This is a genomic window from Roseburia sp. MSJ-14 (assembly GCF_018918225.1).
GTDB lineage: Bacteria > Bacillota > Clostridia > Lachnospirales > Lachnospiraceae > Petralouisia.
Genome location: NZ_JAHLQD010000018.1, coordinates 1 through 22,725 on the forward strand (window position 1 = coordinate 1; position 22,725 = coordinate 22,725).

General features: G+C 42.1%; 19 protein-coding genes and 2 pseudogenes. 11 read left to right on the forward strand and 10 right to left on the reverse strand.

Annotation, left to right across the window (positions count from 1 at the left end; translation table 11 throughout):
- The 4 genes and pseudogenes from KQI83_RS07425 to KQI83_RS17305 all read right to left on the reverse strand — a co-directional run.
- Positions 1-383: glycosyltransferase (locus KQI83_RS07425; protein WP_216556166.1), on the reverse strand; the 383-nt coding region annotated here is incomplete at its 3' end.
- A 207-nt stretch (positions 384-590) separates the two neighbouring features.
- On the reverse strand, positions 591-1,841 hold the full coding sequence (locus KQI83_RS07430; protein ID WP_216556169.1) for a nucleotide sugar dehydrogenase: 1,251 nt from the start codon (positions 1,839-1,841) through the stop codon (positions 591-593).
- A gap of 389 nt (positions 1,842-2,230) precedes the next feature.
- Positions 2,231-2,512, reverse strand: coding sequence for a hypothetical protein (locus tag KQI83_RS07435; RefSeq protein ID WP_253295545.1), 282 nt, complete (start codon positions 2,510-2,512; stop codon positions 2,231-2,233).
- A pseudogene (locus KQI83_RS17305) lies at positions 2,513-2,614 on the reverse strand (hypothetical protein); the annotation flags it as partial. It lies immediately after the preceding gene.
- A gap of 52 nt (positions 2,615-2,666) precedes the next feature.
- Between KQI83_RS17305 and KQI83_RS07440 the strand changes: the two are divergent.
- The 5 genes and pseudogenes from KQI83_RS07440 to KQI83_RS07460 all read left to right on the forward strand — a co-directional run bounded on the left by KQI83_RS07440 (position 2,667) and on the right by KQI83_RS07460 (position 7,294).
- Positions 2,667-3,353: a flavodoxin family protein gene (locus tag KQI83_RS07440; protein WP_216556174.1), complete on the forward strand. Its 687-nt coding sequence runs from the start codon at positions 2,667-2,669 to the stop codon at positions 3,351-3,353.
- A gap of 296 nt (positions 3,354-3,649) precedes the next feature.
- Complete coding sequence (locus tag KQI83_RS07445; protein ID WP_330622329.1) at positions 3,650-4,297, forward strand: CDP-alcohol phosphatidyltransferase family protein; 648 nt, start codon at positions 3,650-3,652, stop codon at positions 4,295-4,297.
- Positions 4,298-4,395: 98 nt separating this feature from the next.
- Positions 4,396-5,370, forward strand: coding sequence for an NAD(P)H-hydrate epimerase (locus tag KQI83_RS07450; protein ID WP_216556176.1), 975 nt, complete (start codon positions 4,396-4,398; stop codon positions 5,368-5,370).
- 215 nt (positions 5,371-5,585) lie between these two features.
- Positions 5,586-5,693 (forward strand): annotated as a pseudogene (locus KQI83_RS17210) (AbrB/MazE/SpoVT family DNA-binding domain-containing protein); the annotation flags it as partial.
- A gap of 290 nt (positions 5,694-5,983) precedes the next feature.
- Positions 5,984-7,294, forward strand: coding sequence for an ATP-binding protein (locus KQI83_RS07460; RefSeq protein ID WP_216556181.1), 1,311 nt, complete (start codon positions 5,984-5,986; stop codon positions 7,292-7,294).
- A gap of 54 nt (positions 7,295-7,348) precedes the next feature.
- Here KQI83_RS07460 and KQI83_RS07465 read toward each other — a convergent pair whose 3' ends face one another.
- Genes KQI83_RS07465 through KQI83_RS07475 form a run of 3 tightly spaced genes read right to left on the reverse strand, consistent with a single transcriptional unit; the run spans position 7,349 to position 9,958 of the window.
- On the reverse strand, positions 7,349-7,690 hold the full coding sequence (locus KQI83_RS07465; RefSeq protein ID WP_216556184.1) for a multidrug transporter: 342 nt from the start codon (positions 7,688-7,690) through the stop codon (positions 7,349-7,351).
- A 24-nt stretch (positions 7,691-7,714) separates the two neighbouring features.
- Positions 7,715-8,473 carry a DUF6904 family protein gene (locus KQI83_RS07470; protein ID WP_216556187.1) on the reverse strand — a complete coding sequence of 253 codons (759 nt, stop codon included), beginning with the start codon at positions 8,471-8,473 and terminating at the stop codon, positions 7,715-7,717.
- A 48-nt stretch (positions 8,474-8,521) separates the two neighbouring features.
- Positions 8,522-9,958, reverse strand: coding sequence for an ATP-binding protein (locus KQI83_RS07475; protein WP_216556189.1), 1,437 nt, complete (start codon positions 9,956-9,958; stop codon positions 8,522-8,524).
- 743 nt (positions 9,959-10,701) lie between these two features.
- On the opposite strand from KQI83_RS07475, the gene KQI83_RS07480 reads away from it, so the two are divergent.
- Entirely contained in the window at positions 10,702-12,096 is a 1,395-nt protein-coding gene (locus tag KQI83_RS07480; protein ID WP_216556191.1) for an ATP-binding protein, read from the forward strand.
- 104 nt (positions 12,097-12,200) lie between these two features.
- Here KQI83_RS07480 and KQI83_RS07485 read toward each other — a convergent pair whose 3' ends face one another.
- Entirely contained in the window at positions 12,201-13,121 is a 921-nt protein-coding gene (locus KQI83_RS07485; protein WP_216556194.1) for a DNA-methyltransferase, read from the reverse strand.
- 271 nt (positions 13,122-13,392) lie between these two features.
- Here KQI83_RS07485 and KQI83_RS07490 point away from each other — a divergent pair, with 271 nt between their 5' ends.
- The 5 genes from KQI83_RS07490 (at position 13,393) to KQI83_RS07510 (ending at position 19,860) form a co-directional block, all read left to right on the forward strand.
- Positions 13,393-14,673: a hypothetical protein gene (locus KQI83_RS07490; protein ID WP_216556197.1), complete on the forward strand. Its 1,281-nt coding sequence runs from the start codon at positions 13,393-13,395 to the stop codon at positions 14,671-14,673.
- Positions 14,670-16,484: a DEAD/DEAH box helicase gene (locus KQI83_RS07495; RefSeq protein ID WP_253295546.1), complete on the forward strand. Its 1,815-nt coding sequence runs from the start codon at positions 14,670-14,672 to the stop codon at positions 16,482-16,484. The genes KQI83_RS07490 and KQI83_RS07495 overlap by 4 nt, the downstream gene beginning before the upstream one ends.
- A gap of 8 nt (positions 16,485-16,492) precedes the next feature.
- Entirely contained in the window at positions 16,493-17,362 is an 870-nt protein-coding gene (locus tag KQI83_RS07500) for a protein NO VEIN domain-containing protein (protein ID WP_216556200.1), read from the forward strand.
- The gene (locus tag KQI83_RS07505) at positions 17,359-19,494 is read left to right on the forward strand and encodes an AIPR family protein (protein WP_216556203.1); all 2,136 of its coding nucleotides are present in this window, start codon (positions 17,359-17,361) and stop codon (positions 19,492-19,494) included. Before KQI83_RS07500 ends, KQI83_RS07505 begins: the two co-directional genes overlap by 4 nt.
- Before the next feature lie 99 nt (positions 19,495-19,593).
- The gene (locus KQI83_RS07510) at positions 19,594-19,860 is read left to right on the forward strand and encodes a DUF6809 family protein (protein ID WP_216556206.1); all 267 of its coding nucleotides are present in this window, start codon (positions 19,594-19,596) and stop codon (positions 19,858-19,860) included.
- A gap of 563 nt (positions 19,861-20,423) precedes the next feature.
- Here KQI83_RS07510 and istB read toward each other — a convergent pair.
- Both istB and istA read right to left on the reverse strand, forming a co-directional pair.
- Positions 20,424-21,167 carry an IS21-like element helper ATPase IstB gene (gene istB, locus KQI83_RS07515; RefSeq protein WP_216556271.1) on the reverse strand — a complete coding sequence of 248 codons (744 nt, stop codon included), beginning with the start codon at positions 21,165-21,167 and terminating at the stop codon, positions 20,424-20,426.
- Positions 21,167-22,702, reverse strand: a complete 1,536-nt coding sequence (istA, locus tag KQI83_RS07520) for an IS21 family transposase (RefSeq protein WP_216556209.1) — start codon at positions 22,700-22,702, stop codon at positions 21,167-21,169. Before istA ends, istB begins: the two co-directional genes overlap by 1 nt.
- Between the last annotated feature and the right edge of the window lie 23 nt (positions 22,703-22,725).

The following is a 22,725-nucleotide window of genomic DNA, read 5'->3' on the forward strand; positions in this document are numbered from 1 at the left end:
AGATGTGTATAAGAGACAGCGACGTCGATCTCGGGATGCTCCTCAAGGAATCTCAGCTCTTTCTCACACCGTTCGGGAACGGCGAAATCATCGGCGTCCATCCGCGCGATCAGCTCATTTCTGCACAGCGGGACCGCTTTTGCCAGCGCGTTGCCCAGACCGACATTGTTTTCGAGCCTGTGGACCGTAAACAGTCCCTCATGCGCTTGTGTATAAGTTTCCAACGCCGCGTCCAGTTCTTTTGAGAGAGGCCCGTCACAGATAATGAATATTTCATCGGGAGCTGCAGTCTGCGCCAGTATACTGTCGATACTGGTACAAAACCAGTCAGGGTCATCCTTCACGTAGAGGGGCAGTAAAACGCTGTATTTTTCATATGACATCTGAATCTCTTCCTTCAAACAATACCGCATCGTTCAGACACACGGATTGTCATGATTTTTTTCAGCTTGGACAAATCACAAATCAGCAGTTCACATACTGACGCATATAGATGCTGATTGGGACAATTCGGCAAAAATGATCAGCCGTCAATACGCGCATCGGATCGCGCGGTATCGCCTATATCCGCAAGTCGGAGGATAACAGTATCAATCTCTCCTGAACAAATCTCTGGTATAGACCTTGTCCTCCACATCGTCCAGCACGCTGTCGTAGCGGTTGGCGATGATCGCGTCACAGCCGGACTTGAAGCGTTGGATATCGTTGACGACAAGGCTGCCGAAGAAGGTGGTCCCCTCCTCTAAGGTCGGCTCATAAATGATAACGGTAGCGCCCTTAGCCTTGATACGCTTCATAACGCCTTGGATCGAGCTTTGGCGGAAGTTATCGGAGTTGCTTTTCATCGTCAGGCGGTAAACGCCGATGGTGATCGGGCGCTCCTTTTCGGCGTTCCAAACGGAATTCTCAGTGTAATATCCCGCCTTTTCCAGTACGCGGTCGGCAATATAGTCCTTACGGGTGCGGTTGCTCTCTACGATCGCGGAGATCATGTTCTGCGGAACGTCCTGATAATTTGCCAAAAGCTGCTTGGTGTCCTTCGGCAGACAATAACCGCCGTAACCAAAGGATGGATTATTGTAATGCGAGCCGATTCTGGGATCGAGACAAACACCCTCGATAATCTTCCGGGTGTCCAGCCCCTTGAGCTCAGCATAAGTATCCAGCTCGTTGAAGTAGCTGACGCGCAGAGCGAGATAGGTGTTGGCAAACAACTTGACAGCCTCAGCCTCGGTAAAGCCCATGAAAAGCGTATCGATATCCTCCTTCTCGGCGCCTTCCCGCAAGAGCGCGGCAAAGGTCTCGGCAGCTTCTCTTGTCTCTTCGTCGCAGCCGACGATGATCCTGGAGGGATAAAGGTTATCGTAAAGCGCCTTGGACTCTCTTAAGAATTCCGGGCTGAAAATGATGTTTTTGCTGCCGGTTTTTTCTCTGATGCGCTCGGTATAGCCCACGGGGATCGTACTCTTAATGACCATGACAGCGTCGGGGTTATACTGCATGACCAGCTTGATGACCGCTTCAACGGCAGAGGTATCAAAATAGTTTTTCTTGCTGTCATAGTTGGTCGGAGCGGCGATCACAACAAAATCAGCGTCGGAATAGGCTTTTTCCGCGTCCAGCGTTGCAGTAAGGTCAAGCTCTTTTTCTGCGAGGTACTTCTCAATATAATCATCCTGAATAGGAGATTTCCTGTTGTTGATCAAATCAACCTTTTGAGGAATAATGTCCACGGCAGTCACTTGATGATGCTGACTCAGCAGCACGGCGATAGAAAGCCCTACATAGCCGGTACCGGCTACAGCAATCTTACATTCAGATATATCAGATATATTATGCATAATAATCACCCTTCTTCTTACGTGCGCATAATGCTCCATGTTATTTTATTACATATCGTAATAATATCACAATTTCCGGTATATTTCAACTACAGAATTCATAAGAAGTTTTTAATAATTCTCCTTTGTTTTTGCTGTTTTGACATAGATACAGCATCAATTTACCAATAACAAATAAATCGATTTACATATGCTCATAAACAAATCCTCTTACCGGCAAATCGCTGAACACTGTTATGCATAAGGCGCACGGTTTTCCTGATTCTGATTCCGTCAGCCCTTCTAATACTAAATCCCCATGCCGCAAAACAGCGCCACGATAAAACAAAAGAAAACAACCGTATCGTTTGACAATCCTGCCGTCCGATACGGTTGTTGATAAATCTTTATTATTGAATCTCTTCGGTCTTGTAGATAAACTTGACTTCACCGTCCATGTTTTCGGTCAGACCGGAGTAGGACTTGTAGTTCTGAGCTGTCTTGATCGTCGCTTTCAGGCGTTCGGCAAGATCGCCGACGTCGTTTTTCAGCAGAGAGGTGATCTTGCTGATACCCTCGTCGTTGAACTGCTTCAAGCCGTCGCTGAGCTTCATAGAACCGTCGCGCAGCCGGCTGACGCCGTCGACCAGCGCGGGAACGCCGTTTTTCAGCGTGAGGATACCGTTCTTCAAGGTATCGGCTCCTTCGCTGAGCTTTTCGGTACCGTCCTTCAGCTCGGACGCGCCGTCCTTGAGCGCGGAGGGCAATCTGATCGAGATCGGCTCCTGGGACAAGCCGTATGAAATAAAAGATCAAGCCGACGAGCTTTGAGATAGGGAGAGAAAAATGAAGATATTAGTATTGAATGGCAGCCCCAAAAGGGAGAATAGCGATACCATGCACATCACCCGCGCTTTTCTCGACGGGATGAACGAGGTCGCGGAGAACAAGGTGCATACCATCAACGTTATCGACAAGCATATCGAATACTGTGCGGGCTGCTTTGCCTGTATGCGTAACGGCGGCGATTGTGTCCACCACGATGATATGCGCGAAATTTTAGAAGAAATCCTCGACAGCGACCTGCTGATATGGAGCTATCCGCTCTACTGCTACGGTATGCCCGCGCCGCTCAAGGCATTGCTTGACCGCACCCTTCCCCTATCCTCTATGGCGATGCAGAAAGTCGGCGACCGGTATGAGCATGTCGGTCAGGCGGATTATTCTCACCTGAGATACGTGATGATCTGCGGCTGCGGCTTTCCGAACAGCCAACACAACTTTGAGCCTGCCGTAATGCAGTTTGTCAGGTGTTTCCCATGTAATCATACGATGATAACCGTTCCCGAAAGCCCGATGTTCAACGCGCCCGAGGCGGCGATCGTCACCGAGCCGCGCCTTGCGCTGATCAGAAAAGCAGGCAAACAGTACGCCGAGAACGGAACGATCAACGAGGATGTATTAAAAGAGATCACCTCACCGATGATCCCTGAGGAACAGTACGCTCAGATCGTCAATGGGACAGTCAACTGAATCCAAACTGACATTTGGGGTGGAAGCAAGGTGGAGGTCGGGTGGCGGCAAACAAGAGAACTTCCACCAAGAAAAACCGCACAGGCAAGCCATTTTTCGGGGTTAGGTAGAAGAAGTAGAAGTAAAATTAATTTCTCAGAAAATTTGAATGTATGTATGGAGGTATGAGAGGCGTCAACAGAGTGTGGGTATATAAAAGTTTATTAGAGTTGAAAGAACTTCCACTTCTTCCACCAACTGCCACCTGAACATCTCAAAAACCGCATAGGTAAGCCGTTTCTTTGAGGGCAGTTCAGGTGGAGGCAAAAATTGTTTCTTCCACCCGGCCTCCACCTGCTTCCACCCCAACCGCAGCACAAACAGAAAGCAGGGAAAATTTCGTGCCGATGATATACAGAAATCATGGAGCCGACAGAAACATGACAGTCATCAATTTGGCAAACGGGATAACAATTCTCAGAATACTATGCGGCCTCGCGCTGGTATTTTGCGCGCCGCTGTCGCTGCCGTTCTACGCGTTTTACACAGCCGCCGGATTATCCGATATCCTTGACGGATTGGTCGCGCGGAAAACGAATACCGCGACCGAATTCGGTGCGAAGCTCGACGCCCTTGCCGATATCGTTTTTGCCGCGGCTGTATTGATAAAGCTCCTCCCCCACCTCGAGCTGCCCCTATGGATCATTATATGGGTCGGTGTGATCGCGCTGATCAAGGTCGTCAATATCGTAATCGGATTCGTCCGCCATCATACGCTGACAGCGGTTCATTCCGTGATCAATAAGGTCACGGGAGCGTTGGTGTTTATGCTTCCCTTTACGCTTCCAATCATCAACATACGATACACCGCCTCGTTTGTCTGCCTTGTTGCGACAGTCGCGGCAATTATGGAGAGTCGGACAGTATTTCAAAACAAAAATCAAGACCGGAGGAAAATAACATGAATATTTATGAAACCTGTCCGACATTGGAAAAGCCGGTTATCCCTATGACGGATATTGGATGATCGAATAATTATACCATTAAAGAAAAGAGGATAATCATGCCGAAAGAAATCGATCCGAAAGGCAGTCCGAGAGCGACGGCGTATGAGCTATGGATGAAAGCACCGAATCCGATGGTGACTTTTTTCAAGACGCTTGATGTGAACAACCTGCTGACAGTCAGCAGAAAAAGGAATATGAAATTCAATATGCTGCTTTGCTATTGCATCACAAAAGCCGCCGTCGGCATTGAGCAATTCTACACGCTCCCTGTCGGCGAAAAGCTGCTGCAATACGATAAAATCGCCGTCAGTATCATTGTTGAGAACAAGCGCGAAAGCGACCGACTGACGATTGAAAGGTATGTATCGGGACGCGTCCTGATGTATCGCGCGGCACTCGGCGTTTACAGAGCCATCAATTGGCGCGGCGATATCGCGATCGCGGTCGGCGGCGGCAACAACGGCGGCGACGGTTACGCGCTCGCCTGCATCCTCAAGCGTAACAATCAAGCCTGCCGAATCGTCAAGCTCATCGATAAGCTGACGGAGGACAGCGCTTTTTACGCGGCAGAAGCCGAAGCTCAATGCGTACCGTTTGAAGAATATCAGCCGGGAGCTTTTGAAAACGCCGACATCGTTGTTGACTGTCTGCTCGGGACAGGCTTTCAGGGCAACCTGCGCGAGCCGTGGCTCAGCGCGGTCAACGAGATCAACGCCTGCAAAGCGCAGATCGTCAGCGTAGATATCAACAGCGGCATGAACGGCGACACAGGCGAAGCGGAGATTGCTGTATGCTCCGACCTTACCATCACCATCGGCTATGTCAAGCGCGGGCTGGTGACGGAGAACGCAGCCAATTTCATGAAAAAGCTCGTCGTCGCGGATATCGGCATCGTGCTGGCAAAAGAGGAATACAAGCTCTGTCCCGCTGCCGAGTATCACGAATCACAGGACGGCTTACTTATCCCCGCTCCCGCGTATTTACAGCTTGAACCGATCGACGTCAGCAGCGCGGAATTATTCTCTGACTAAAACAATGCAGTGAAATCAAACAGCAATTCAATCTCCGAAATTGCAGCGTATGAAAGATATCAACTGTCTGCCGACCGCCGGTGCTTCTTCACAAAGGCTGTGGTAATAACAGCGCTGTCATTAACAAATTATTCCTGCAAATGCACTGTATTATCTGATTATGACAGCAAACACTATCTTCACAAGAATTTGTAAATCAAATAAGGAGTTCAGATATGAAAGCTACAGGAATTGTCAGAAGGATCGACGATCTCGGCAGGGTCGTAATTCCTAAGGAAATTCGAAGAACACTGCGTATCCGCGAGGGTGACCCGTTACTGATAACATTGAAAAACTGGCAGAAATACTGCTTCGCTATGTTGGATTTAGCTAAAAGAATGGGTTGGGATTAGTACATATTGACGATAAAAATTTAATTAACTATGAGTATCCGCAAAGGGTATAAAACAGGCTCTGTGTATTTTCTGTGCTATCGAGCCTGTTTTTCGTTGTATTTTTTGTGACTCTAATTAATTATTCGTTGCATTTTTTGTGCTTATTTAAAAATATTCATTGTATTTTTTGTTGCAAGGTGTTATACTAATCATAGATTTCCAAAAAAGGTGTTGATGATATGTACCGTTCTGCTATTGAGAAACTGAAGAAATGGAAGGTCAGCTATTTCCGCAAGCCGTTAATAATCGAAGGTGCTCGCCAGGTTGGCAAGACATGGCTGATGAAAGAATTCGGCAAGGAGTGTTATAAAAAGACTGTCTATATCAACTTTGATTCCAATAAACAAATGAATGACTTGTTTTCTTCTGATTTGATCATTGAAAGAATCGTGATGGGACTGGAAATATATTCCGATACTACCATCACACCCGACGATACGCTGATTATCTTTGATGAGGTTCAGGAGGTTCCTGCTGCGTTGAGCAGCCTGAAATACTTTTATGAAAATGCTCCGCAGTACCATATTATCTGCGCCGGTTCGCTTTTAGGAATTGCCTTGCATGAAGGAACTTCTTTTCCCGTCGGCAAGGTAGATTTTCTAAAGCTCTATCCCCTGTCGTTTGACGAATTTTTATTGGGAACCGGCTATGATAAATTGTATCAACTGCTTAACAGCGGCGACTTTGCTTTAATAAACTCTTTTTCCGAACAATTTATTTATTTGCTGAAACAGTATTACTTTATCGGCGGTATGCCCGAGGTTGTTTTGCGTTTTTCACATAACAAAGATTTCAACGAGGTACGCGAAGTGCAAAAGCGAATCCTCGAAGCATACGAGCAAGACTTTTCCAAGCACGCGCCGTCGGATATTGTTCCGAAAATCCGCATGGTATGGAATAGCATTCCCTCACAGCTTGCCAAGGAAAACAAAAAGTTTATCTACGGCTTAGTCCGTGAAGGCGGCAGAGCAAAAGAATTTGAAACCGCAATCATGTGGCTGTGCGACTGCGGACTTGTTCACAAGGTCAGCCGCATTACAACACCCAATCTGCCATTGAAGGCATACGAGGATTTAAAAGCATTCAAGCTGTTTTTATTGGATGTCGGACTACTTTGCTGTATGTCCGGCATCAGCAAAAGTGTTCTCCTAGACGGCAATGATATGTTCAAGGAGTTCAAAGGCGCATTGACAGAACAATATGTTCTGCAGCAGCTGAAATCTACCACCGAATTTGGCGTCTACTACTACACAAACGACCGCAATAGTTGTGAGATAGACTTTCTACTCGATGACGGCGAGAAGGTCATTCCGCTTGAAGTAAAAGCGGAAGAAAACCTCAAAGCCAAAAGCCTGAAAACATATCGAGAGAAATACAAGCCTACAATCAGTATCAAAGCTTCAATGGCAAATTATCGGCAAGAGGATGACGGATTGGTAAATATACCGCTGTATACAATGAATACTATATTATTTACAAATATTAATTGAATACTAACTAAAGCAGTAAACAGGCTCGGTGCATCTCACCGAGCCTGTTCCCGTTTATGATTCTAAGTTTTTGCAATACATTTGAATCCATTGGCTTGTAGATTCCCGAAGCTCCTCGCTGAAATCCTGCAAATCATCTAAAGAAATGACGTGTTCGATGATCAAGCCGGTCAGAATGTTCTGCAGTTTTGAACGCCTTTCTTCGATGATACGGACGCCTAAACTCTGCCTGTCCGCGCGAATACGCTTGTCAAGCGCCCCAAATTTTTCGGACGCCGCTTTATCGCTGTTGAGCAGTTCGACATATTCTTTTATCAGCCGCTCCATATACGCTTCCTGCCATTCGGGCAGCTTTTCGCGATACAGCTTCCAATCTTTTTCCTCTATCTGATTCATAAATAATTCCTCCTTATGCCGCTGTTACCACTCTATTTCGTCAGGATATTCCATGCCGTTCAGCTCTATCTCATAATACGGTATCCCTTCTTCTTTTGCGAATCCGTAGACAGCATCTTCCATTGCATCATAATCCGGGTTATCAAACATAATCTTCTCTGCTATGGTTGCAAGATAGGTTTTCCTTTTCTCAAGCGCACGTTTAAGATACTTTACATTCTGAATATCTACCCACTGAGGACAGAAACGCATGAAATAACGCTTCGTACGCCCATATGAATACCTGTAATCATTCTCATAATCCGACATGATTTTCTTAAACCGATTTGGGGCGATCGTTCTCTGAAAAGCGTTTTTGATAAGGTTTTGAAAATAACGCACATATGCGATATCGTCAGGCAAGCGTTCCAAGAGCGCGTCCTTTGTTTCGGGATGATAAAACAGCTTCTCTGCGCCTTCCTGCTTCAAATAGCATCGACTACCTTCCGAAAGCCTGTTGAATTCATCAAGCACCGCAAAAATGAAAACCATCTCGGGCCAGAGATATTCAAATGAGAAAATCTGTTCACCATATTCGTTTTTTCCTCTGTTTCTGTCGCCCTGATAAGCGTGGCGAATATCATAGCACAGACCATGCACACGAATTCTGCATGCTTCAAGCTCGGGATAAGATTCTTCCTCACCCGTAACGTTTGACAGCGCATCATACAATGTGTTCAATTCTCCATATGTTCCGCTAACGGTTACACCCGTCAGCTTTTCCGTTGTCTTAATTGCCAGCATAATAAATCTCCAGTCAGCTTTTCTTTATTGTTTTTGCAACATTTTGCTTCATACCGTCTTATATTCCTGCTTTGAGCTTCGTGGTTTTTCCGGATAACGGAGTTCAATCCTTCCCTGTGCCACCAACGGGTTGACAAAATAACTCATCAAATAGGATGACGTTAAGTGGCTGAACCGTTCCCTCAATTCCGCTCTTGTTCTCCAAACGGAACAATATTCCAAAATCTGATTCGTTAACGGATTCCCATCCGTTTTTTCAGTTGATTCCTGATGGTTGAATAACGTCACTTTAAATACGCCGCGCCTGCTTTCAAACAACGGCTCCGGCAGATGATACTCCTTCATTAACCTTCTGATTATGGGAATTCCGCTGAAACGGTTTTCAGTCTTTCCTATTACTTCCATTGCCTTTGCAATAAATGGATTACGCGTGTCCGCTATTGTTTTCCCCAGCTCGTCTATCGTCATTCTGCCATACAAACCGCCGGGATTTTCCACTTCTATTCTGTTTTTGAAAATGCGAATTGTAATAGGCGATAAATCCGTATGAATACTGTAATCTCTGTGAATCAGTGCGTTGAGAATAACTTCTCTTAATGCTACAATCGGATATTCCGGCTTATCCTCGCGCTTGCCTGTTGTAGGGTCAATAATGGTTCTGACTTTGATATTGCGTCGGATAAAGCTCAATGCTTCCTCAAGCATCTGCGGAATTGTTCCTTCAATCCGTTCATTATCATCAAAGCGCTGCGATAAATCTCCCAAATCGCCGATCTCATATCCTTGCACGGAAACCGCAGTGATACACAGCTGCGGATAAAAAGCTTGCGGATACTCAGCAAACATCATAACGCCTGCCAAAGTAGGCTTCTGACCGTCCGAAAAGCCCTGTAGCTTCATCACCTTTTCCGTTGCAAGATTTCCTTGCTGCGGCTTTGTTCGGCGGAGATTGTATAAGTATAACGCAAAGCTATCCGTATCAATATCTTCTATTTCAGCCCTGGACTCCACACGAATCTCATCTTGTATTTTTTTGCGAAACGCCTCATAGCTATAAATCTCATATTCCGTCATATGCTCATCGCTGTCACCAACGCGGATATAGGAACCTTTCAGCCTGCCTGCTCCTGTATAAAAGCAAGGCTTCTCAAACAAGTCTATTTCTTGAATTTCAGCACTGACAAACACCTTTTCATCTATCGTCGCGACAGTACACACAGGACGGACAACCGGCGTCATCTGCTTGCACATTGATACAATATTCTTCTGTAAATCATCAGCATCATAAACGCCGCATAAATCAAAATCATTATCTTGATCAATGCCAAAAATGATAACGCCGCCTCCGGATTGATTGGAAAAGCTGGAGAGTGTGTCATAAATCTTCGGACATCCTCCGGCAGCTTTTTTTATCTCAATCCGATTATCCTCAGAACCGTTTTTTTGAATTTGTTGTATTAATTCTATCAAATCTTTCGAAAGCATTTTTATCACCCGCTCTTATTATATCTATTGTTTTCGAATAAGTCAACAGTTATTCGAATTAATCTCAGTTTATTCGAATAACTGATTCGAATAACTGATTCGAATAAACTTAAGAATTGTTTGTGTATCCGTAAGGGGTTTTTTGAGAAAAACAGCAGGCTCGGTGAAAAATACACCGAGCCTGTTCCCATTTATTATAAGTTTTACGTAGCGAAAACTTACGGGTATTTTACCCTAACTTCCAAGTATAGTATACTGCTGTTTGAGGAAAATATCAAGTATCAATTGAAACTTAGGTGCATTTGCACTTAAATCTGCACAACAGCCAAAAGAATAGGGGTTAGATTAGTACATATTGCTTGTACTCCACATATGCCTTAACATAATCACAGCGAATTACAATTAGTTCGCAACATTTTATGAGGGAATACGCATCAAGCCGAGATCACCATGTAGCAGTTTTTCTGTCATTACTTTTCAAGAACGACTATACTCATCAATTGAATCGATTCTCTCTCCTATCAGTAAAATCAAACTTTCCTGTACCGTCATTAGATTGTTGTAATTTGAATAAAAACTACCACGCCTTAACAAAGAAATCGCTACAAAGCAACGATCATCAGATTCCATACTGAACACAATAGTATCGGTATATTTTGTACTCGAAAAGCAATAATTATACTTGAAATAATAATACTTTGTGGTATAATAATATTAACTTAACCATAAAAGTCGGTGAAAACATGAAAGAGTTTATCAACAGAGAAAAAGAAAGAGCATTTCTGGAATCGGAATACAACAAAGAATCTGCATCTTTTATCGTTATCTACGGTCGGAGAAGAATCGGCAAGACCTCCTTGATCAAAGAGTTTATCAAGGATAAGAGTGCCCTATTCTTCCTTGCGACAGAAGAGAGTGAATCCGAAAACAGAAACGCTTTCAAGACGGCTCTATCGGAGTATATCAAGAACCCCTTGCTGGCACAAGCGGATATCTCTAATTGGGAAGAACTGTTCTCCTATATCGTCAATGACGACACGCACGACAGAAAGCTCATCATCATTGATGAGTTTCAGTATATCGGTAAAGCAAACCATGCCTTTGTATCCGTTCTGCAAAAGATATGGGATACCATGCTCAGCGATAAGAATATCATGCTGATCCTCTGCGGATCGCTCGTCAATATGATGTATTCTCAGACACTGTCCTATGACAGTCCGCTCTACGGCAGGAGAACCGGTCAGATCAAAATGAAGCAGATCGCTTTCCGCTACTACCAAGACTTCTTCCCTACCGCCGAACAAAGACAACTCATCGAAAACTATGCGGTCACCGGCGGTGTTCCGAAGTATATCGAATCGTTCGAGCTGTATGACAACGTGTATACCGCAATCGAACGGTGTGTCATGTCGAAGGAAAGTTATCTGTATGAAGAGCCTGCTTTCCTGCTGGAAAAAGAAGTCCAGGACGTTGGCAGTTACTTCTCCATCATCAAGACGATCGCGTCGGGAAAGGAAAAGCAAAGCGAGATTGCATCTGCGCTGAATGTTGCCCAGACTAATCTTCCGAAATATCTGAAAACGCTGATCGATCTGGATATCCTCGAAAGAGAAGTTCCCGCTACGGAGGACAAACCCGAAAAGAGCAAGATGGGGCTTTACAAAATCAAGGATAACTATATCCGGTTCTGGTTTCGGTTCATCTATCCTTATCGGTCATATATCGAAATGGATAACACCGACTTTGTCATGCAGAAGATCAAAGCAGGCTTTGTCGCGAATCATGCAGCATTCGTTTATGAAGATATCTGCCGCAAGGAGTATATGCCCGATCTCGTCGCGAGCGGCAACTGGAGCTTTACGCCTACCAGAATCGGAAGATGGTGGGACAGGAGCGACACGGAAATTGACGTCGTCGCTATAGACGAAAACTCCGACAATGTGATCTTCGGCGAGTGTAAATTCACCAATGAGCCGATGGATGTGGACGTATACTATCATCTGCTTGAAAAGGTCGAGAGAGTTGAGTGGAAAAAGGAAACAAGAAAGAATCACTTTGTATTCTTCAGCTTCAATGGATATACAGATAAGCTAAGGCAGTTGGCTGAGGGAAAAGGGGATATACTGTTGTATCAATAATTGATTCTGCTGATATTATAAAAGACTATATAAAAACAGACTCATTTCAACGTGAAAAGAGTCTGTTTTTGATTAATTGCATTCCAAATAAATACTTATTACTATTATTCTTGCTTTTTCTTACGAGCATCTCTAAACTCATCAGGCAATTTTGCTACCGCAGTATTAGCGTTTGGCTTGGTCACAGGTTTATCTTCCCTTATTTTTATTTTTCCCTTTTTTGCGTCATTTATTCTGTTTACTGCTATTTCATAGTATTCATCTTGTAATTCAGATCCGATAAATCGTCTGTTTTCAACCAAGGACGCTAGCGCAGTTGTTCCCGATCCCATAAACGGATCCATAACTAAGTCTCCCTTATTGGTTAAAGAACGGATTAATCTCTGTGGGATAGCAACTGGGAACTGACATGGATGCTCAGTTTTTTCTATATGATTCGCCTTAACATTTGGTATATCCCATACATCAGATGGATTTTTTCCTAAAGGATTGCCACTTAATTCTCCCTTTTTTTCACCTTTATAATATCGCTTTCCAGGATACTTTTGTGGTACTCTTACGCTATCAAGATCAAATGTATATTCTTGTCCTTTAGTAAACCACATTATCATTTCATGGCGCCCACTAAAACGTTGGGTGCAGTTTAATCCATGCCCAAATGTCCAGATAATACGATTTCTAAGTACAAAAGGATACTTTCGTCTTGTGTTGTTCTTCGAAAAAACATTGTAAATGATATAATCTAACGGAACAATTTCAGAGTCTGCAACATGATATCCAACTTGCCAGCAAACACTGCCCCCCGGTTTCAATACACGATAAATTTCACTTATTATTCTAGTGTGTATATCAATAAAAGTGTTGATATCATCGGTTGGGTCTTCATATGCTTTTTTCATACAATAGGGAGGCGATGTCACAATTAGTGAAACGGAATTATTTGGTATTTCTCGGAAAAGGTCTAAACAATCTCCGTGAAAAAGCATCATTTCACCATTATTATGATAATGTTCAGATATCTGCATAATCAACTCTCGCAATACTGTTGATATCGATGCAATTGTTCTGCACCTTTTAGTCTCTATGAGGTAACCATAAAAAGCTATATTACCATATATAAATATATCATAAGAATTAATGTCGGTCAAGATCGTGTTTTATCATAAGAAAGCAAATAAGCAGTAGTATTATCATAAATTTCGACAATAAATCACACATTATGGCTTGAATCTCTATACAAAATGATATATAATTTAATATGTATATTTAATAATCGTGATTATTGAGGTGAATGCAATGAGTATGAAGTATGAATTTGGTTACCCCGCAAAAACAAGGATTATAGCAATTCGAAATTTGGTAGATAACCATAACGGCGAAAAACACTATATTGAATACCAAGGAAAGTACCGTGACTTGCCTGTAGTAGAAGTCAGAATTGAACTGCCAGTTTATCGTATCGAGAACGTTAGAACAAAAAACTTTCAGAAAGAATATCTTGCAAAAAATCCTGAATTAAGCAAAGATTTATTTACAGCCGATCCTTATTCAATTGAAGCTCAAGAATCACAACATATCATTTTAACTACATTGGTAAAACGAGCTAATTTGCTTAAAACTTTTAAAGATGATACCACTCAACAAACAGAGCCTCTTATCTGTACTGATGAAGGTGTTGTTGTAAACGGCAATAGAAGACTTTGTGCTTGGAGAGAGCTATATTATTCCAATCGTGAAAAGTATAAACATTTTCAGACTGTAAAAATAGCCGTTTTACCCAACCATGACCCTGATGCTGTATATGATCTAGAAGTTGCTTTACAGATAAAAAAAGACATAAAAGACGATTATATTTGGCATAATTTAGCTGCAGACTATAAAGAAAAGATTAAAACAATCGATATTAACATTAATTCCAAAAAACAAGGTAAAAATGCAAAAGAAATAATTGAACTAATTGAATGTTATGATTATGCTGAAAGTTATCTAAAAAGCATAGGTCATCCTGATGAATGGTCTTTAGTAGACAATGATTTCTATGCATTTCAACGTATCGTTAAGGGAAAAAACTCTCTGAAGGATTCACCAGCAGAGAAAATTCTATTTCAAGAAATTGCTAATTGCTTTATTAAAAATCCAGAAGCAACGAAAGGTGAACGTTTATACTCACGTATCCCTAAGATTATTCCGGCTCTTCATGATATATCTGATTCTCTGAAGGATACGTTGGAAGTCAGAGTAACCGAGGAAAAAGATGATTTAGATGATCTTTGGGGAAGTGACACCGATTCTACAGATTCTACTGAAGAAGTATATCTTGCGATAGCAGATGCAATAAAAAATACAGACAATCCAGAAATTGTTGTCAAAACGGCTAATACTGTAATTGATAGGTACGATCAACTGGAAAAAGAAAAAGAAGACAAAAAATACATCCTTAATCAAGTTACAAATGCTGCAAAAGCATTAGACAAAGCTATCAAAAATCTTAATGATAAGATGGATAAAAAAGGCGTAGAAAAGCAGATCGAAAACATCGAAGCTTACTGTCTTGTTCTTAGAGGCTGGATAAAATGATATTAAAAATCGATTACATTTCTGAACACGAACAAATTGTGTTTATGAATCAACAATCGGATGAAAAACTATGGGAATCGTTTTACACATTTCTGTGTGATTATTTACCCGCAGAAGCTATTGTATTCACCGAGTCCATAATAGAGTTTTCTTGGCGCTATTTTCTGATGCTTAAGAGCTATATCAAGGTATTTCTTAAATCTCACCGTCATGAGATACAACTGGAATACTCTGATAAAGTTAAAGAACTAATGCTACAGGCAAATAAAGATTCATATACAGCAGCAGTAAAACGCCCGGAGAATAGCAGAGAAGAGATAAAAGCAAAGCTGATTTCAGTAGGCTTTATGCGCCCCTTGACTGATAATCAGCTAAACAATTTATGCAAAATATCCGTATTGCCTGGAGCTGCTACCTTCTCTGTTCCCGGTGCAGGTAAAACGACTGAAGCCTTGGCGTTTTTCTTTGTAAATTGCAAAGACACTGATCGCCTTTTGATTGCTGCACCCAAAAACGCTTTTGTTGCTTGGGATGAACAGCTAAAAGAGTGTTTACCTAATTTGGATGAACAGATTGTTAGATTAAGAGGCGGTAAGGCTGTTATTAGTGAACTACTAAAACTTAACCCTCGATTTATGATTATCTCATACGAACAACTTGTAAGAGTACCGGAGTTGATTAGTAAAGTATTATCAAACGGAGACACATTTTTCTTTCTCGATGAAAGCCACCGTATTAAAGGTGGAAAACAGGCAAAACGCGCCGAAGTTGTTTTACAAATGGCACATCTGCCTAAACGCAAATTGATTATGAGTGGAACACCAATGCCTCAAAGTGCTAAAGATCTAATCCCTCAGTTTACTTTTTTATATCCTTCAACACGAGTAGATGAAAAAAATGTAATTGACATGATCCAGCCAATTCATGTACGCACTACAAAAGGACAATTAGGAATTCCTGAGGTAGATCACAAGGTTGTGACAATCAACATGAATGCACTGCAAAGGGAAATCTACGATTCTTTAAAATCTGAAGCAAAACGACAGATGAATCCTCATCTTAGCGATACATCTATTTATGAATTACGACGTATTGGTAAATGCATCATCAAAATAATGCAGTTCGTTTCTAATCCTGCGTTATTATCAGATGATATGTCATATATATTCAATCAAAAAATCGGACAACTTCTTGCTTCTGGTGATGGACCGAAAATTGCTTATGTCTGTAAACGTGCTAGACAACTCGCAGCTGAGGGGGAAAAAGTACTCATATGGAGTAGCTTTGTACGCAATGTTGAATTGTTAGCATTACGGTTGAGCGATTTAGGGGCAGAATATATACACGGCGGTGTTGACGCCGGAAGTGAAGACGAAATGGATACCCGAGAGGGAAAGATCAAACGTTTTCATGACGATCCTAATTGTAAAGTGTTGGTTGCTAATCCCGCTGCATGTTCTGAGGGTATTAGTTTGCATACTGTTTGCCACCACGCCATATATCTCGATCGTTCTTTTAACGCAGCACAGTATCTCCAATCAGAGGATAGGATTCATAGATTGGGTATTTCCGATAAACCATACGTAGAATTTGTAGAGTGTAACAACAGTATTGATCAGGTAATCCGTGCACGATTGGGTTACAAAATCAGCGCAATGGCAGCTGCGTTAAATGATACATCCTTAAAAGTTAATCCTGATGGATTTGAATTTGATGATGAAGATACTGAGTACAACGAAAATAATGCCGCTATAGCTGGTCTTACTGCCGAAGATGTACAAGCTATTTTGAATCACCTGTTTCATGAATAATGATATCAATGATAAGACTATCTGTAAATCTATTGCACGCAACCCTTGATTTTTTAATAACCGTTAAAGAATTTACTAAGTTTAATGCAGAAGAGTTGCCGTTGCTAAATCGCTTTTACCAAATTCCATACGAAAATCTATATGAACTCTCTTTACAATGCGGATGGATTTATAATGAATCAGAAATCATTTATGTTTCTGAAGAAGGAAATAGCATCCTTAATAATCATGATAAATCACCAGAATCGTTGAGAAGAATGATATTTGATTATGTTCGCCACTATAAGCCAATATGGGGATATAAGGTTCCCTATGGGCGAAAAGAAGCCATCTTTATGATGTCTAAAGACGAGAGGTCATGTTTTTTTGAATCTGGACTTCTCTCTGAAAACCCAGATTACAGAGTTGTATCTTGGTGGGATGAACTTGCGGCTGGATTTCGAATGCATTCTGACGAATATAAGAATACTGTTGGAAGAGACGGCGAACTTCTAACAATTACTTATGAAGAGAGTCGCATCGGAAAGAAGCCACAATGGATGTCTATTGATTCTAATTTGGCAGGATATGATATCCTTTCGAGGGTTTCAGATACGGAAGACTATCCTCTGTTAATTGAAGTAAAATCCTCTGAACAAAAGATCAGCAATGCCTTCTTCTATATAAGTTCAAATGAATGGAATACGGCAATCGCTTCTAAAAACTATCTATTTTATCTTTGGTCAATAGGCTCACAGAAAAAACTTGCCATATTATCACCGCAAATGATAGCAAAGTATATTCCTATTAACAATGATGTTGGCGAGTGGGTAAGTGTAAAAATTCCTTTCAAAGTCTTTGAAAGCGAATTCAAACTAATAAATGGGGACAATAAATGAGTAATCTGACAAAGTATATTGAAAACCTGAAAGTCGAATTTGATCGTGCAATGCATGATGAAATGAAGTCTTGCTATGACGAAGAAACAGTACTATATCTCTATGCGTATTATCATTATTTTAATGCTGACAATAGTAGCATTCCTGATATTGTTGCAGGCAATGTTTTTTCTCCCGATTCTGAGGACAAAATAGCCGGCATCTACATTGACAACGATGCGGATTTAGATGACATAGATGTAATTACAGTTAAATTCACTGATAATGCTGACTTTGACTTCCCGGCTATTCTTAAGCGATTAAAGGAAATTGAGGCAACAATTTTCACTGCGGGCGAAAAGAAATCTACTGTACGAAAGGAAATTCAACAGATTCTCTCTGGAGATGAATATACAATCGGAAAGAACAAGCCAGTTAAAATATGTATTCTCACAGATTATAACCCAAAAAATTTTAGGGAAAAGAATAAGATTGTCAAATCCTTTAATCTTATGAAACCTGATCACGAAAATGTAGTATATAAGATCATTTTTGGATACGATGTTGAGCATGAAATCCTGGAAATTGAAGAGCCGCGAGAATATGTTGATACCGCAATCATTCAAATAGATGACTCTTCTAATGTGTTGAAATTTGGTAACGAGGAATCCATGATTGTTAACGTCTCTGCAAAATCTCTCAAAGAGATTTATGAACTATATTATTACAGGGGACTATTTGCACAGAATTTAAGATATTATGTAAAAAATTCAAAAGTTGATGAGAACATTATCGATTCCATACAAAACAAAGCGAATAATTTCTGGTATTATAATAACGGGATAATTATGATTTGCGATGATTATCTCATTCAGGATAAGTCTATTCTGATTAGTAATTTTTCAATTATTAATGGTGGACAAACAACCAAGCTAATTGGAGAAACAGACTTTGATACTGATTTCTTCATTCAATGTAAAATTGTCAAGAACAAATATCAAGAGGAAAATGATCGTATTGAGTTTATAGCAAATGTTGCAGAAGCGAGCAATACACAAAAACCTATCAAGGGAAAAGATCTGATTGCTAACAAACCTGAACAAAGGCTTTTGAAAAAGCAGATGGCAGCTGCAGGAATATACTGCCAGATCAAGCGCGGTGAAAAGGTAAATAAAAAGCTATATCCTTCAGCATGGCAGAATACTACTAATGAAGAATTAGGTCAGTTTATTTTATCCTTTACATATCAACGTCCAGGTACAGCTCGTGGTCACAAATCATCTCTGTGCAGTAATGCAGAAAGATATAATCTGATTTATGGTAAATCGTACAATACGGATTTTCTATCTGATCTTCTAAAACTAAAAGCATATTATAAACTGTGGAATACAAAACTCAAGAAAAATGATGATGGTGAAGATCCTTATAAATTAGGTTTAATTAATAACGGAATGTTTTTTATCACCGCAATAATTGGGGCTCTTTGTAAACTGTATTTCCACCCTAATTACATTTATACTTTGAACAACGCTGTATTATCTGAGCAAAAGCTGGAATTATTATCGCAACACGATATCGATCACCATGTTTTTGCTATTATGGATGATTATAAAGATAATCTATTTGCATTATTTGAGTTTGCCTACGAAAGATTCTATCGTCCTGCTTATGAGATTCTAAAATCGTTCAAGCCTAAATATAATCAGTTCTCCAATTTCACGAAAATTAATAACAATTATAACACTTATGTCATCAAGCAGATTAACATAGAGATCAGAAATGGTTTTACTGATCAAGACAGAGAATTCTTAGATAGAGTTCTCTATCGTCCGACTGACGAAGAACTTGAACGGGATCGACAGATATTAGGTAAGTATGTAAACATTATTTCTAAAGAAATTGACAGAAAAACCGATATTTCAGAAGAAACAGCTGAACAAATCAAAGAGGCTATGATTGCTTATAGGACAAAAACATATAAGATGAAACGCATCAAGGCTTATGAAGTGTTCAAGAATGTTTCATGCAACCGTATAGCGCACTATGCACCGCAAACAATTGAAGAGTTAAAAGAACTGCGGTGCCTTGATGATGCACAAATAGCTCATTATGGCGAGGATATTATAGGGATTGTCAAAGATATACTTAACTGACTATTCTGACTATTTCCGTATAGTTCTCATAATCATAAATAATACTTGACTTATTCGTTTTTCATGGTATTGTGTTGTGCTTGTAAGGAGAGTGAGCGCATGAGCATACTTGAAGAACTGTACTATGGAAATATACGACCTACGGATAAACAGCAGAGCGAGGAAGTCAGGAGAGCTTTAGCAGACACGGTCAATGCGGAAGTGTCGCTGATGGAGATTCTTTCAGATGATCGGCAGAAAGAAAAGCTGTCTGAGATTTCGGAGCGATACAGCAAGCTGATCACTCTCACCGAACGAGACAGCTTTATCGAAGGGGTTCGCCTTGGGGCTGAGTTGATGGCAGACCTCACATCACATACCATATAAATCAAAGAAAGAACAGCGGAACAGACGCATATAGATTGCGACTGCTCCGCTGTTTTCGGTTATGTGTGATTAATTAATCATACACAAACGTATCCCATTACTGCTTAAAAGCCTGTCACAGGCGATATTTCGGCACGAGAGAGACGGTTCTGCGTGAATATAGCGGTGTCGTTGAACACCTGCGCCGTTTGAAACTGAACAGTGTCATCGGAGTAAACTGAACACCTCCGTCGCTGAAAACTGTACATCCATGTCGGCGTGGTTGTACATTGACGCAGATTGCAACAGATGGTATCATATAAATGCTTTTAGCCGTAACGGAGGATAGGGCAACGCTGAGGAGCGACCCGAGCGCTGTTGCGGGGTTTAGCGGAGAGAGTGATGCCGGACGCGTCACTCTTTTTCTTTTTTCGGAAGTTCTTTCTCCGCCGTTAATGTTAGGCACCAAAAGCTTCTTCGTATAAAAAGCGGAATAAACATCTGCGGATGCCACTCTCTCCGGAAAACCATAAAAGCGTTAAACCTCGGGTTCGGGCAGAGCCCGATGCGCCGCAGGCGCCATGCTATTCAGAAATACCCTTGCGTTTGCGCATAGATTCTTTGCAGTCAATGACGATGGAATAAGAATCGTGAACAATGCGGTCGCAGACCGCGTCCGCAAGGATCGGATCACCGATCTTTTCACGCCATCCCGGTACATCGAACTGAGAACAGAAGATGGTAGAAGCCTTTTTGTATCTCGCTTCGGCGATCTCAAGTAAGTCTCTTGCCTCAGTTTCCGTCAGCGGATACAGTAGCCATTCATCGAGGATGAGCAGCGCGGGTTTCTTGTATTGCTGGATCACCTTTCGGTAAGTTCCGTTGCCTCTGGCAACAGCAAGCTCCGTCAATAGTTCAGGCAGCCTCACATATCTGACCTCAAGGAATCTGCGTACAGCCGCCATCCCCAGAGCACAGGCGATGTATGTCTTTCCGCTGCCGGTAGCGCCGAGCAAAAGGATATTATGGTGTTCGTTGATGTATTCACAGGTAGCAAGTCGTGTTATCTGTGCCGCGTCAAGGTTGCGGTCGGAGTGGTATTCAATATTCTCGGTACAGGCGTCATACTCAGCGAACTTCGCCTTCTTGATCAGCCTTTTCAAGTGGTTATTCTTTCGTGATGTCCATTCCTGATCTACCAGCAAACCAAACCGATCCTCAAAAGATAACTTTGAGATGTTGGGATCGGTAAGCTGTTCTCTGAATACTCTGGACATTGTCGTCAGTTTCATTTCGTTCAGCTTGTTGACTGTAGTATCTGTCAGCATCACTTGATCCTCCCTTCGTAATACTCAGCTCCGCGTGTAAAGCCGTATTGTGAACTGTTCTTGGCTTCACGGCTTTCCCCTGGGGTCTTATCCTGCCCCGATGAGAGGATCGTTTGTATATTTTTCAAAGAAGGACGGGGCGTGTAGGTCAATGCTTTTCGGCAAGCGTTTTCAAGTCTTTCCGGAGAATACTTATCCGCCAGCTTCAATATTCCCATACACGCTTTGTATCCCTGTTGTTCTACCTTGTAGCCGGACAGCAAGGCATCAATTACGGTATGAGTGTTCTCACCGATCTTTTGCGCCCATCTGCGGAAGCGATCACCGTTCCATTGAACATACTGCTGATGGTTGGGTGGCATATGGGATTCCACGGTGCTGTACTGATTGGCTCTGCCGTACAAGCGTGGATGAGAACAGATACGGTTACCGCCATAGAAAACCTCAATAGTAGATTTGGTTATGCGGACGTCGACCTTCTGCTTGATGTATTCATACGGAACAGAGTAATTCTGTCGGTCAACGGAGATATGGTAGTTCGGACCTACTGTTGCCACTTTCCATTCGGAAAGCTCGAACGGTCTCTCGGGGAGCGGCAGAAGGAATGTCTTTTCTTCTTCAAATTCACTTGCGCGGCTTCCTTCTCTTTTCTGGAAAGGCTTATGGTTGAAAACGATTAGTCGCTCATGGATGGCTGTGTTCAGTTCAAGCAGAGACAGAAATCTTCTGTTTCTAAGCGCTGCCAGGATGAAATTGGTGATGACGCCGACGGTTCCTTCTACCATTGCCTTATCTTTGGGAGAACGTACTCTGCAGGGCAGAATTGCCGTGCGGTAATGCTCCGCCATTTCGCTGTAGGTCTTATTCAGAATAATTTCACTTTTCCTGTGTGCGGTAACGCCTGTTTTAAGGTTGTCGCACTGAATGATGCGAGTAACGCCCCCGAAGTATTTAAAGGTGTTTACATGAGCGGTAATCCAACATTCCTCGTTCATAGAGAAGAACGCTTCTACATAAGCGTAACCGCTGTATGGCAGTACAGCGACAAACACATAGGCAAGGATTGCTTCGCCTGTATCCGTATCGATGACCTGTGCTGTTGTTCCTGCCCAGTCCACCTGCAGGATCTCACCGGGCTTGTGGTTCAGGTGCATGGTAGCATTGTTTTTTGCGGCATAGTCATAGTAGTGCTTTTTGAACTGTGTGAGTTGGTAAGGCAACTCTCCGTTCTGCCTGCAATGTTCGACATACTCCAACCAAAGTTGGTTAAAGGTTACACCGTTGCGCCTGAGCTCCTTTTCTACATAAGCATAGTCGGGCATTTTGTACTCAGGTTTTGCTTTACTGCTCGGAAAGAGCAGCTCGGACAACTTTCTGTCGGACAAGTCGTCCGGCAAGGGATAGCTGATCCCCTTTTCATCAGCGATGTTCAGCACTTGAATGACGGTAGTGCGTGAACAACCGACGCTTTGAGCAATCTGTGTTTTGTTCAATCCTAAGCTGCTCAATCTCAGGATCTCGCGGTAATTGGTCATAGAAAGACCTCCTTGTTGTATTC